At 57.1% G+C, this 13,360-nt stretch carries 8 protein-coding genes; 5 read left to right on the top strand and 3 right to left on the bottom strand.

What is annotated here, in order from left to right:
- Positions 1–936: a lactate/malate dehydrogenase family protein gene (locus SH139x_RS19635; RefSeq protein ID WP_488351465.1), complete on the top strand. Its 936-nt coding sequence runs from the start codon at positions 1–3 to the stop codon at positions 934–936.
- A 632-nt stretch (positions 937–1,568) separates the two neighbouring features.
- A complete protein-coding gene (infA, locus tag SH139x_RS19630; RefSeq protein WP_488351464.1) occupies positions 1,569–1,790 on the top strand; it encodes a translation initiation factor IF-1 in 222 nt (73 codons plus the stop codon).
- A gap of 14 nt (positions 1,791–1,804) precedes the next feature.
- Here the strand turns inward: infA and SH139x_RS19625 are convergent, their stop codons facing one another.
- Complete coding sequence (locus tag SH139x_RS19625) at positions 1,805–2,680, bottom strand: hypothetical protein (protein WP_488351463.1); 876 nt, start codon at positions 2,678–2,680, stop codon at positions 1,805–1,807.
- Between the two features lie 395 nt (positions 2,681–3,075).
- Between SH139x_RS19625 and SH139x_RS19620 the strand changes: the two genes are divergently transcribed.
- Complete coding sequence (locus SH139x_RS19620; RefSeq protein WP_488351462.1) at positions 3,076–4,305, top strand: metallophosphoesterase family protein; 1,230 nt, start codon at positions 3,076–3,078, stop codon at positions 4,303–4,305.
- Positions 4,306–4,396: 91 nt separating this feature from the next.
- Entirely contained in the window at positions 4,397–8,344 is a 3,948-nt protein-coding gene (locus tag SH139x_RS19615) for an ATP-binding protein (protein ID WP_488351461.1), read from the top strand.
- A gap of 52 nt (positions 8,345–8,396) precedes the next feature.
- Here the strand turns inward: SH139x_RS19615 and SH139x_RS19610 are convergent, their stop codons facing one another.
- Both SH139x_RS19610 and SH139x_RS19605 read right to left on the bottom strand, forming a co-directional pair.
- Positions 8,397–9,497 carry a GTP-binding protein gene (locus SH139x_RS19610; RefSeq protein WP_488351460.1) on the bottom strand — a complete coding sequence of 367 codons (1,101 nt, stop codon included), beginning with the start codon at positions 9,495–9,497 and terminating at the stop codon, positions 8,397–8,399.
- 215 nt (positions 9,498–9,712) lie between these two features.
- Positions 9,713–11,905: an alpha/beta hydrolase family protein gene (locus tag SH139x_RS19605; protein ID WP_488351459.1), complete on the bottom strand. Its 2,193-nt coding sequence runs from the start codon at positions 11,903–11,905 to the stop codon at positions 9,713–9,715.
- A 221-nt stretch (positions 11,906–12,126) separates the two neighbouring features.
- Here SH139x_RS19605 and carA point away from each other — a divergent pair, with 221 nt between their 5' ends.
- Positions 12,127–13,293 carry a glutamine-hydrolyzing carbamoyl-phosphate synthase small subunit gene (carA, locus tag SH139x_RS19600; protein WP_488351458.1) on the top strand — a complete coding sequence of 389 codons (1,167 nt, stop codon included), beginning with the start codon at positions 12,127–12,129 and terminating at the stop codon, positions 13,291–13,293.
- The last annotated feature ends 67 nt before the right edge of the window (positions 13,294–13,360 follow it).

The following is a 13,360-nucleotide window of genomic DNA, read 5'->3' as shown; positions in this document are numbered from 1 at the left end:
ATGAAAGTTTCAATTATTGGTGGTGGCGGACTGGTCGGCTCCTGCGCAGCTTATGCGTTGCAGTGTGGTGGCATCGTTGGTGAAATCGCTCTGTTGGATGTGAACGCGGAATTGGCTGTCGGCCAAGCCTTGGACCTGCAGCACGGTGGCCCCAGCGTGGCCGACCAAACGATCCTCGGTGGCGGTTACGAACAGATTGCCAGTTCCGATGTGATTTGCATCACGGCCGGTCTGCGACGCAAGCCGGATGAATCACGGCTGGACTTGATCAATCGCAACACCGACCTGTTCATGTCGATCTTGGCCGATGTCAAAAAGGGTGGACTGAAACCTGACGCGATCGTGGTCGTCGTTTCCAATCCGGTCGACATCCTCACCTATTTGGCCGCCCAGCAATTGGGGCTGCCGGCGAATCAAGTGATCGGCTTGGGGACGCAGCTCGATACGATTCGTTTCTGCAGCTTGATCGCCCAACAACTTGGCACGCCCCCGACGCAAACGCGGGCGCTGATCTTGGGCGAGCATGGTGACTCAATGGTGCCGATTTGGAGCAGCGCCACGGTCGCCGGATTGCCACTCGATAAATTTCCCGGTTGGACCCCTTCGCTGGCTGGAGAGCTTTTCAGTCGCACGCGAGGCAGCGGTGCGGAAGTGATCAAGCGAAAAGGGGGAGCCGGTTTTGCCGTCGGCATCGCCATTCGTGACGTCATCGATGCCATCGCACTCGATAGCCAACGTCTGCTGCCCGTCAGCACCGTGCAATCGGGTTGCTACGGAATTCGCGACGTCGCATTATCGGTACCGACCGTCGTGGGGCGTCGCGGGGCGGAGAAATGCCTCGAGATTGACCTTTGGCCCAAAGAGGTCCAAGGCTTGCGATCCAGTGGCGGAGCGCTCCGCAAGACGCTTGATTTGGTCCTGCAACGGGTTCGCTAAACGCTTTCGCGTTATAGTAGCCGTTGAGCGTTAATTCTCGGTGGCGGGGAACCGCAATCAGCCGCCTCGCGCCAGCGTGCGGTTCCCGGTGTCGTGTCGTGCTGTGGGAACCGCAGGCTGGCGCCAGGCGGCTGATGATGCACGACTTCGTGCAAGCAAATTACGTACATTAATTTGCCCGACCCCAACGAGCTTGCCCCGTTATCCGCGCGATATTATTCCTGCCCCGCCCGCCCGCCTGCGGCGGGCGGCGGGGAAAACGAGGCGCGCGACGCGGCGATTCATGCTAGCCGGCAAAACTTGTTCACCGCACGAGGCAAACTCGTTGGGGTCCGTGCTCGTGCTCGAAATGCCGACGTCGAGTACGAATCGTGCACGCTACGTAATCTGGTCGGTCTCTGGCGCGCTGCGACTGATGCGGCGGGGAACCGCACGCTGGCGCTTTGCGGCTGATTCCCATGCCCCCCGACAATTTTTGCGGCTAAAATCGCGAAAATGCGGCTTTCACAGAATCTTTGCTAGACGCTGTGCGGGAAAACGGTATAACGATTGCAATGACTGTGCAGTGCGGGTGTCCCGGACTGCCGGATTGTCACCCATTATTTCTTTGATCAACCCCGCGGCAGAGGTTTATGTCGAAAAAGGAAGAAGCTTTCGAAGTCGAAGGCACGGTCACCCAAGCGCTGGCCAATACACGATTTCGCGTCCAATTAGAGACCGGCAACGAAGTTTTAGCACACGTCGCAGGACGGATGCGGAAACACTTTATTCGAATCGTTCCCGGCGACAAAGTGCGTGTGGAACTCTCCCCTTACGACCTCACCAAAGGTCGGATTACCTATCGTGAGCGTTAGCTAGCATCACAAGCTCACCATCGGCCAAAAGAGCTGGTTCGGATCGCTTCGTATCCACCCAAGATGCCAGCGTTGGTGATATCCGCTTGAGCTAGTGAGTGCAGCACGCGATCGGTCTGCTCGGCCCCTCGTTCGAGCCGGTGCAGCCACAGCGATTTGCATCGCCCCACCGAGTCAAACATGTCGGGCCTCAGCGACATCAGCACCGCATCGGCGACCGCTCGGTTTGCGTCTGGAAAAGCTGGACTCGGATTGCTGCGCCGCATCAACGCATCGCGCATCGCAGCCGACGTCAACCAACCGGCGGTTTCCCGCGCCATACCCATGGGGATCTGTTGGGTATCCTCAGCAAAAGCGGCCGCTCGAGGGGGATCGAACGCGTAACGGTGCACCGAATCGGGTTGCTGCGAAGCGAGATGCCCCAGCAACGCGTCGCACCATCGTTCGGTAGTGCTTCTCAATTTGTTCAGCCGCACCGCGTGATCGAGTGACGCCAGGCGACTGTCGAGCATCAACCGCAGGATCCTCGCCCGTGCTTCAAGATGCGTCAGATAGACAGAATGTGTAATTGGGGAGATTTCCTCTGCCGCTCGTTCATTGTCCAGCCCGCTGCCCAACGCGGCGTAGACGCGTGTCAGTGGTTCGCTCAACAAGACTTCTTCGACGATCGAGGCGCTCGTTTTCCACCAAGCTTGCATTTCGGCGACCGCGTGAGTGTCGGCCAGGTGCTGATAATCGCTGATCGCTTGGTGCCAAGCGTCGAAGCGAGTTCGATTGGCTAGCCAATAAGCCTGCATCGCTTCCTGGGGAATCAATTCGCGGCGATAGAGCAGCGAGGGGCCGTGCAGGGCGAGGATTGCGGCGAGATCGACAAGTTCAGCTGCATGCATGCAGAATACTCGAGAGAAAAGTCAAAAGGGGTTCTCACCTCCGCAGCGGCCTGCGACGCGGTGAGGTTTCGGCGTTTGAGAGGCATTGCATGCCCAGTGCCAAAGCCCACCGAGGGGAACCGGCTGATTGTCCTTAAGTCTATTTCTGGAAAGGGTTTGCGATCATTCCGGTGGCTCTTGCATCGGAGTCGCGGCGGACGGGTCCGTTGTCTTTGGTCAACAAACTTGAGGTGTCTGGGCAACAGTCGCGTGGTCAGCTTCAACCTGGGCCCCCTGTTGAGGAATCTGCGAAAGTTGTCTTGGACTATTTTCCCAAGTTCCGTTAAACTTCCCAGACGATTGTGTCGACGCGTCTTCGCTCGACCGAATAACACGGACCACGGAGGGCCTCAGGGATGCCGGAATCATTCCGCTTTATCCATGCCAGCGATTTCCATTTAGAGCGACCTTTGGGTGATTTGGATGAACTGCCAAAACACTTGAGAGAATCGATTGCCGCGGCCCCTTGGAAAGCGGCGACGGCGGTGCTGGAAGCTGCTTTGATTGAGAACGTCGACTTTGTCCTCTTGTGTGGCGATTTGCTCAGCCCCTCGCTGGCCGGTCCGCGTGGTATGTCGCTGTTGATCGAAGCCTTTGATGCGTTGGCGGAGCGGAACATCCAGGTTTTTTGGGCTGCTGGGAACGTCGACGCTGCTCAGTATTGGCCTGAGTCAATTTCTTTACCGAGCAACGTGACCCAATTGCCCAAGGGGCGTGCGGTGCAGCATCCCGTGATTCGCAACGGGGAAACGATCGCCATGATCGTGGGTCGCAGCGGCGAGGGTTCCGGGCCGTTGCACGTTCCTTCCTACCGCGTCGATCCCAGCGACATCTTTACGATCGGAGTTGGTTACGGGACGGCCGAGGCGGGCTCGCTGGCCGAGACGCGGTTTGATTACTGGGCGCTTGGCGGCCTGCACGCTCGTAAGGAACTCGAAGCGGGGGCGGCGCAAGGAGCGGTTTACTGTGGCAGCCCCCAAGGTCGCAGCCTCGCCGAACCGGGGGCTCACGGATTTCACTTGGTTGATATCGACGCTGACGGGGCGGCTCGTTTGCACGTCGTCGATGTCGACACCTTTCGTTATTGCCCGATCGTGATCGACGCTGGCGAATTGTTGCGAGGTGGCAACTTGCGGCAAACAATGTCGTCGCGCATCTCCCGGTTGCTCAACGAGAACGGCAATCGTCACTTGCTGTTGGGCTGGGAACTGCAACCGACCAGTGCGGAGTCGCTGGAGATGATCGGCGATTCGGCCGAGTTGTTGACGTGGTTGCGTCGCGAGTTCGGCAACGGCAACCCGGCTGCCTGGACCGTCAAGCTGACCGTTTTGCCGCCGTCGCGTTATCCGCAGCAGTGGCAAGAAGAGGATACGATTTTAGGCGACTTTTTGCGCGCATCGGAGCGACATCGCAAGACCGCCGGGCGTGACCTAAATTTGCTGCCGCTGACTGAAGAACAGCAGGGGCTGTCGCCATCGACGGCCGCTTTGTTGGCCGATGCGGAAGCGTCCCAGCGGGCTCAGCTGTTGGGAGAAGCGACGTTACTAGGGGTGGAATTATTGAGGGGCGGGAAGCCAAAAATGTAGGCTGCGGGCCATGTTGCGCCTGTCTGCCTCATCAACCACATGACGTCCGGCATCGGTTCGGGCGACCCAGAGGATGGGGAGTGATACAACGGTGAAAATCAAAGACATTCATATCGACGGTTTTGGAGTCTGGACTGACTTGGCGGTCGACTCTTTGCCTGATGGCATGACGTTGTTCTACGGTCCCAATGAGGCTGGCAAGACGACGCTCATGCAGTTCATTCGAGCCTGTTTGTATGGCTTTACTGCGGAGCGTCGGCAACGCTATCTGCCCCCGGTGTTCGGCGGCACACCTGGTGGCGGTTTGCGGGTCACCGGCCCCGGCGGCGGTTATCAGATTCGTCGTCGTGTGCATGGCACACAAGCCGAGAACGCGGAACAAGGCGTGATGGGCCAGCTGACGGTCACCGGCCAGGACGGATTGGCTCAAGGCCAGCACCGGTTGGCGATGTTGCTCGGTCAAATTGATGAGCCGATCTTTACCAACGTGTTCGCCATTGGGCTTCGCGAGCTGCAGGAACTGAGCACGCTCGACGACACCTCGGCAGCCGACGAGCTGTATAAACTCAGCAGCGGCCTGGATCGCGTCTCCTTGGTCGACGTGATGCGTTCCTTGCGAACCGCTCGCGGTAAGTTGGTCGATGCGCGGGTCGATGAGCCCGAAGCGGGGCGGTTGGCGACGATGTTGGCTCAGCGCGAAAAACTAAAAGATGAGATTGGTCAACTCACCGCGCGGGCCCGCCGCTGGTCTGATTTAGCGACGCAGCGCCGCAGCCAAGAACAAGAGATTACCGACCTGCGGGGACGACTCGTCGATTGGGAGCGTCAAGCTCGTTGCGTGGAAGTGGCCACTAGCGTGCAGGATAATTGGGCCAACCGCCAGCGGCTGCTCGAACAAGCTGCCGAGCAAGCCGATTTGCGGGAAACACCAGCCGATGCGCCAGAGCAATTGCTGCAACTGGAAGCACAGCTTGAAGAACGCAAAGAAAAGATTGAAGGGATCAAAAAGCAGCGACGTGAGCTGCGGGAAAAAGCGGCCGCCTTGCCACTCTCCCGTCGCTTGGTGGAATTGCAGAGCAAGATCGAAGCGGCCAGCGAGCAGGCGACTTGGGTCGAAGCGCTGGAAGAGCAGATTGAAAAATTGGAATCGCAAATCGAACGGGGCCGCCAAGCCCTGGACGAGGATGCCGAGAAGCTGGGGATCGAAGAGGAGGATCGGCGAAGTTTGGTAAACAGCGGACGAACTTCGCTGCCCGACTTGAGCCGCCAAACTTTGGCGACTTTGACCGCGCCCGCTCGGGCCGTCAAAGAACAACTTTATCAACTCAAACGGGCTCGCGACGAGAGCCTCAAGTACCGCAAGGAATCGGAGTCGCTCTCCAAACGCTTGCATGAAAATTTAGAACACGAGCAAGCCGAAAACTTGCACGCCGCCATCAAGCGACAAGGTGAGGTCATCACCACGTTGCGACAACGCATGCAAATTGAAGAGCAGCTCGAGAAGACTCGCAAGCATTATCGCGACTTGGAACAGGAGTCTTTGGACCTGGCCACCTCCGAGGCGTTGCCGGTCGAGCGCACGATCATGCTCGCCGTGCCCTTCGCCTTTGGTGGCATCTCGCTGATCTATGGAATCTTTACGCTCTTCGGCTGGGAAGCCTTCGTTTACGATTCCAATCCAAACACCGGCATCATGTTGGTCTTTTTGGGCCTGATGGCACTTGGTTTGTGGTACCTCGGCCGCGAGCGAGGCGACCAAGGGACTAGCCTTGACCTGGAGGATTGCGAACGACAAATCGACACCTTGCGTCGACAAATTCGTGATCTGGAAGCGGAGCGGGATGAAATCGAAGAACGTCTGCCAGCTGCCAACGGTTCGCTCGACGTGCGGATGCGAGAGGCAGAGGAGTTGCAGCACCGGTTGGAAAGTTTGCTACCCACTTTCCATGGTCAACAAGCGGCTACGGAACGATACCGCACGGCCCGGCAGCGTGCTTCGCAAGCTGCTGAAGGACTGAAAGCGGCCCGCAATCAATGGCGCAAAGCGGTTCAAGCGTTGGGGCTGAGCGAGTCGATGTCACCCTCGCGAATTCGCTTGCTCTCCGACGGTTATCAAACCCTGCTCGATTCGCGTCGCAAGCTGGAGGAATTGCAAGAGGAGCGGGAGCAACGTCGTCGTGAACGAAGTGCTCTGGCGAAACGGATTGAGACTCTCTACCTCGAAGCATTGGGGCCCGATGGTAGTCAGGACGAGCGCAATCCGATTGCCGACGACGATGATGACTATGAGGACGATTACGAAGCGCCGGCCACTCGCAGCCTGTCCGATTCCAAGCGTGATCGCGAGCGGAATCGAAGCCAACAAGGCAATCGTGAACGTGATAATGATCGCGATCGCCAAAAAGACCGTCACCGCTCCCGCGATCAGGATCGCGAAACGCCTCCCCTTTCGGCTCCCAAGCTGCGAACCACGCCGCTCGACCAACTCAATCATTTGCACGAGGAACTCTCCCGGCAACAGCATTGGATCAAACGTCGACGCGAACTCAAAGAACAGGACGTTCACTTTCACAAACAGCAAGCCGCCCACGCGCGAACGATCCAGCGGCTCGACGGTGCCCGGCGATCACTCTGGGCTAAATGTGGCGTGGCAACTGCGGAGCAGTTTTATGAGCTGTTGGATGCCAAGCAACACTATGCCGAACTGCAAAAGAAGATCGCCGAGTATGATGCGCAAATTCGTTCGATGATCGGCACCCAGTGTGCTTACGAGGATGTGCAACGCGAACTCGATGGCGCCAAGCCGGCCGATTTACAACGCCGCTGGGATGCGTTAACGGAACGCATCTCGCAAACCGAAGAGCGGATCGCCGGGTTGCAAACGCGTCAGGGAGAGCTGGCCCAAGAGATGCGATCGTTGGCCGAAGATGAACGGCTTTCCTTTGCCCAGTTGGAACTGGAGTGCATCGAGCGTAAACTTGAATCACTCGCTCACCGCTGGCAAATGTTGGCCATGTCCAGTTGCTTGCTGGAGGATGTTTGCGCCACATTTGAAAAGGAACGCCAACCAGAGACGTTGCGCGAAGCGAGCACCTTTTTGGCGCAGCTTACCGATGGCAAGTACGTTCGTATCTGGACGCCTCTGGGAACCAATCAACTGAAGATTGATTCCCCGGAAAAGGGTTCGCTGCCGATCGAGGTGCTAAGCCGCGGGACTCGCGAAGCGGTCTTTATCGCGTTGCGATTAGCATTGGCGGCAGCTTACGCCCGACGTGGTGTCATGTTGCCCTTGGTGCTCGATGACGTGTTGGTCAATTTTGACCGCAAACGGGCAATTGATGCCGCCTTGACCTTGAAAACTTTTGCTGAGCTTGGCCATCAAGTCATGATGTTTACCTGTCATGACCACATCGCCAGCATTTTCCATGATATCGATGTGCAAGTTCGACTCTTGCCGGCGCAAGGGCAACCTGGCATCGCCGAAATCATGCCTCCGCCGGAACCGGTCGAGGAAGCATATGAGGAGGAGTCCTACGAAGAAGTTTACGAAGAGGAAGCGGCCGTCGAGGAAGAAGAGCCTGAGTTGATCGAGCCGGAACCGGAGCCCGAGCCTGAACCGGAGCCTGAACCAGTGCGTAGGCGAGTCACTCCGATTGCTTTGCCAGTAGTTGAACGGCCAGCGGTGGTGCCATTGCCGGTGGTTGAAGTTCCAGTGGTTGAACCTCCGCAACCGGTCGTGGCGGTCGAACCCGCACCGATGCCCCCGCCACCGCCCGTTCCAGAACCTCGCCTTCGCATCGAGCCGCCCGCCGAAGAGTTTGTTGAGGAGGAATTGGTCGAAGAAGAAGTCCTCGAGGAAGAACTTCCTGAGGAGGAAGATCAAGAGGAATTGGATTGGGTTTGGTATCAACGAGGCGTGGGAAGCGAGTGGCTGGAAGATTCCAGCGACACCGATGCTGCACCCCCGGAGGTTTGGCAGCGGCCGAACGCTTGGTGGTCGGCCACCGCCGATCCAGCCGGCGAAAATGCGGGGCGGTAGTAGTGGCTAGTGGCTAGTGGCTAGTGGCTAGTGGCTAGTGGCTAGTGGCTAGTTAGTTGTTAAGGCGATGGGTAGGTACTGGCCTGCCGGGTCGGAAGCTTTGCAAAGCGTCAACTTTGGCGGTAACTGCATTCGCGTCGGCGACGTGTTCCACAGCCGCTTGGACTATCTGTGACAGTATCTCCGGGTCCATCGCGATCCTCGCGTTAATCACCAACTCCGCCGCTGTGCCCTGCCAGTTTGCCGCCAGCGAAACGACTGGATCGTTGGCGTTGCTGACTAGATTAGCCACCGCCGTTTTGCCATCTGCCATGCCGATTACTTTGAGGTGAGCCACTTCGGCATCATCGGCAACGGCGTTGGTTTTAATCTCGCCCAGCAACTGCAGCAAGTAATCATCGAGCGAGAAAGGCGAGTCGGCGGACAACTTAACTTGGCAATTCAACCAACCGAGCTCGGCTTCACCTTCCGCGTAAACGTCGTAATCAACTTCCATCAGCCGTTGGCCGGTAACATCTTGTCGCTGTAGGAAGTCACAGATTTCGGGAAAACCGGCTCCCGTTTTCGCGGAGACTTGCAGGACAGGCGTCGTCGGGAACTCTGTTTCCAGCAGTTGAGCGATCTCGGCAGCTTCCTCAGCGGGCAGTTCATCAATCCGATTGATCATAATGAAATCGGCTTCTTCCAACTGTTTGCGAAAAATATATTCCGCTTGGGGCGAGAAGCCGCGCCGGTCGTTGCGTCCCAAAATGCGAAATCCATGACTCGGTTTGATGATCACGCCGAAGGGTGCGATCTCAAATGGTTGTTCATACAGTTGTTCGAGGGGCCGGATAACCGTCGCCACCAAATCGGTGCAACTTCCCACCGGTTCGGCCAATATCACATCGGGCCGCGATTCCGCGGCAAGCTGTTCGACCGTGCCGGTTAACTCGTTAAAGTTGCAACAAAAACAGGAACCGGCTACTTCGCCGACTTGGAATCCCTGCGAACGCAGCATCAAGGTATCGACGAGATCCGCAGCCTGGTCGTTGGTCACAATGACCACATTCTTGCCAGCTTGGCGAAATTGATTCGCTAACTTGGCAATCATGGTTGTTTTTCCGGCACCGAGGAAACCGCCGATCATGATGAAACGGGGAGCAACAGACATATAGATGAAATTCCTCAAAGAAAGTTGTTGGTGATCAAAAATCTTAATTCGTTGATCTAATAGTTTAGCGGTTTGGTGCGGTTCCTGTTAGCCGCAATGACGCTAGCCGCGGTTCCCGTTAGCCGCACTGGCGCTAGCCGCGGTTCCCGGCTTGAACCGAACTAATCGCGCCTAACAAAACGGTGGCTAACGCCAAAACCGCTAACCGCTAGATTTTACTCTTGTTTTGTATGCTCGATGAGGAAATCGACAAGTTCCTGACAACGGAAAAAACCGGGCCAATAGTTGTGTCCTTGCCCGGCGATCGGCAGGACTTCAATGGCCGCTGCTTGACCAGCTTTTTCGTACAGCCTTTGCAGTGCTAACGAATTTGGTTCGATCGGCACCACGGTATCCTCTTCGCCGTGAATGATGAAACAAGGAATTGCCAGCTCGGCCAAGCGGGTCGCTTTGGAGATCGGGTTAAACTTGCTCAGCTCGGCTTGCAGCTCGATGGCCGTCAGGTCGTAAGCTGCCGCGGCGGTGGGAAGGCCCGGATAAGTTGTTAGATCAAAGACCGGGTAGATGCCAGCGATGGCGCAAACTTTGTCCCCGTTCTCAGCGGCCCAACTGCTGACCCACAAACCGCCACGTGATCGCCCCAGCAGACTGACGCGTGTGCTGAACTCTCGGCTACTGGTCAGTCGGTCGTACAACGCATTCATCGCCAGCACCCCGCGGGGGCTACCATACGCTTCGCCAACATCGACACCGGCGATGGCAATGCCCGCTGCCAATAATTGACTGTGTAACCAACGCTCATGTTCGTCCGGATAATTTGGCAATAGCGTCGGCGCGTACATCACCCAAGGCTGCGGTGACTTTCGCAATTCCGGCGCGGGTAAACAGACAAATCCCTTCCACTCTTGGTCGTTACCGGCGCCGTTAACCTTGATCACTTCGCCACCGAGCACGGTGGCGTCGAGTCGTTTCATGATCGCCACAAAATTACCATCCGCTGGCGGTACAATCGCGGTGTGTGGTTTGAGTTGTTGTTGCTTGGTGGAACTGCCACGATCGACATCAACCCAGACAATTTGCCAGCGATGCTTTGCCAGTGAGTCAACCAGTCCGACGCTTGCCAATGTCTGTTGACGCGGGAAAAAGGCAACCATCGTGGCTTGGTCGACGGTTGCTGCCGCGTATGCTTCATTCGCTTCGCGATCGGTCAGCATTTCGATGGCGGGCGTTAGATTCCAAAACGGTACCGCAGCCTCCACGCGTCGCGCCGCACGGATGCAGTGGACCGCTTGATCGTTAATCCCCAAACCCGAATCGGGGCGATGAAAGCGAACCGCAGCGACTCCGCCCAATAGGTGTCGCCAAAATCGTTCAATGGCATCCTGGTTGGTGTGTCCAAATTTATTGCCATCGGCACCGTAGGTTTTCGTGGTGTTGATTGGCCGCGGAGCATCGCTCAGTAATTGACGCACAAACTGAGCCCGTTCCCAATGTTGCCAACCACTGTTGTGATTATTTTGGCTGATGTCGACAAAACTGTATAACTCGGGATGATCAAACGTTTCCCGGTGTGTCTCCGCGGTTAAATTCCAGTCATCCCACATTTCAGTGACGGGGACTGATTTTTCCACCGCGGCCGCTCGACTCTGAATCAGCTCGGCCCAATGACGTCCCCAAGCGGGTTCGGCGCGGGTTTCGTTATCAATGCAATACAACACATGATCATATTGCAAACTGGAATCTAACAAACGATTGACAAAAGCGGTTTGGATTTTCAGTAGCGGCTCAATGTTGCGCTGCGCGGGGGTTGAAAAGAAAAAGGGTTGTTTGTTCGCGCCGGGGTGCTCGGGGTAGCGGCGTTCTAACCCTGTCTCGGCGGCCGAGTAGTTGACATTGTTCGGAGGGTTATAAGGATGATCTTCCCAGCGGCGAGGGTCGTTTGCTCGGTTGTCGGTGTAGTCAAAGCGGTCCCAAATTTCGATTTGAACGAAAATGCCCCGCTGGGAAGTTTCCCGCAAGAACCGCTCAAACCGCTCCCAGTATTCGGGGTTCCATTGTTCCAGGTCGTAGCGGCCGTTCGCGAGCTTGGCGAAAGGGTAGACTTCGAAGCCGGCATCTTTGCGGTCGCTCATCGTGTTGCGAACAAAATTTCCCCCCGCTGCGCGGATCCGATCGAGTTGCGGCAGCAATTTTTCTGCTGGCCATTGGAAGAGATTGTCGTCGTCGCTGCCTCCGAGCAATAAAACGGGCTGTCCAGCGTGTGACCAGTACCAGGGGTTCTCTGCCCAGGGCTCAGCCGCAGAGGCGGAGCCGTTAAATGGACGCTCACCGCACAACGAAACTGCCACGAGCCAACCGACCAGCACCGCCCGAACCAAGAATCGTCGCGGGAATTGCCAATGTTGCATTGTTGAGTCACTCCGCCATCTGAGCACGAGTTCTTGAGAACTGGTTTTGAACTTCGGGAGCCCAGTTTAACGCTCCGCTGGCCTGCTGTCGATTTAACGGGGGCCTACGCAACCGGGGGCCTTGTCGAATGTGGCGGGTCAGCGTAGCTTTGGAAGAGCGGCGGTGGCTGTGCGCGCACAGCCAGCCTCGAAAATAAAATCACACGCACGCGCGGAAGTTCATGTCAATGTTGCAGGCCACAGCGGCGAAGCTGGCTCTCGAGGATGGAACCGTTTACGCCGGAATCTCGATCGGTGCACCGGGGGAGGTCAGCGGAGAAGTGGTGTTTAACACCGCCATGACCGGTTATCAAGAAATTTTGACTGACCCCAGCTATCGCGGTCAAATCGTCACGATGACTTACCCGGAAATCGGTAACTACGGAGTCAATCAAGCCGATATTGAGCACGCGGCACCATCTTTGGCAGGCTTCATTGTCCGCCACAGCAGTCGCCGTTTCAGCAACTATCGTGCGGAAGGATCGCTGGGCGATTACTTGGCTCAGCACGGCGTGGTCGCGATTTCGGACATCGACACCCGCGCCCTGGTCCGTCGTATCCGCACCGTGGGGGCGATGCGGGGCGTGTTGTCAACGATGGATCTCGACGACGATAGCCTCGTCGCCAAAGCGAAGGCTTCCCCTGGTTTGGTGGGGCGCGATCTGGTGCAAGAAGTGATGCCACACTCGCCTGTCGTCTGGAACACGCACCTGGATGAATGGACCGCCCTCGGTTCTGTTGCCGGAAGTGCAGTTGAAGCTGGCCCTTCGGCTCCGCACGTGGTTTGCCTTGACTATGGTATGAAATGGAACATTCCACGGCATTTTTCCAGCCGCGGGAATCGCGTCACCATTTTGCCGGGAACCTCTTCGGCAGGAGACGTGATGGATATGAAGCCAGACGGCGTGTTTCTTTCTAATGGACCTGGCGACCCTGAACCGCTGGACTACGCCCAGCAGACGATCCGTGATTTACTTGGGCAAGTCCCGGTATTTGGAATTTGCTTGGGGCACCAGTTGTTGTCGCTGGCGTGTGGTGCCAAGACCTTTAAGCTGAAGTTTGGTCACCGCGGCGTAAACCAACCGGTGCAAGATTTAACCACGGGGAAAGTGGAAATTACCACGCAAAATCATGGTTTTGCCGTGGAAGAATCGTCGCTTCCCGCTGAGCTCGAAGTGACGCATCGCAATCTCAACGACGACACCATTGCGGGGGTGCGGCACCGGGAATTCACTGCCTTTGGAATCCAGTACCACCCTGAGGCAGCGTCAGGCCCCCACGATAGCCACTATTTGTTTGACCGCTTTCAGCAGACACTTGGTTCGCCAGCGGCGGCGACTCAGGGTTAGATCGGCCGGGGCAAAGCAGCGATTTGAGCGGCGACCTAAGCCGCTCGCGCGTTCGAATCCGGCGGCT

Source organism: Kothea flammea (assembly GCF_052161645.1).
Taxonomy (GTDB): Bacteria; Planctomycetota; Planctomycetia; order Pirellulales; family Pirellulaceae; genus Laterigemmans.
The sequence above is the reverse complement of the archived record's forward strand: the minus strand, read 5'-3'. Positions and strand labels throughout refer to the sequence as shown.

Coding starts and splice junctions, on each gene's coding strand:
- SH139x_RS19635 (WP_488351465.1), top strand. CDS start 1: ATGAAAGTTTCAATTATTGGTGGTGGCGGACTGGTCGGCTCCTGCGCA.
- infA (WP_488351464.1), top strand. CDS start 1,569: ATGTCGAAAAAGGAAGAAGCTTTCGAAGTCGAAGGCACGGTCACCCAA.
- SH139x_RS19625 (WP_488351463.1), bottom strand. CDS start 2,680: ATGCATGCAGCTGAACTTGTCGATCTCGCCGCAATCCTCGCCCTGCAC.
- SH139x_RS19620 (WP_488351462.1), top strand. CDS start 3,076: ATGCCGGAATCATTCCGCTTTATCCATGCCAGCGATTTCCATTTAGAG.
- SH139x_RS19610 (WP_488351460.1), bottom strand. CDS start 9,497: ATGTCTGTTGCTCCCCGTTTCATCATGATCGGCGGTTTCCTCGGTGCC.
- SH139x_RS19605 (WP_488351459.1), bottom strand. CDS start 11,905: ATGCAACATTGGCAATTCCCGCGACGATTCTTGGTTCGGGCGGTGCTG.
- carA (WP_488351458.1), top strand. CDS start 12,127: ATGTCAATGTTGCAGGCCACAGCGGCGAAGCTGGCTCTCGAGGATGGA.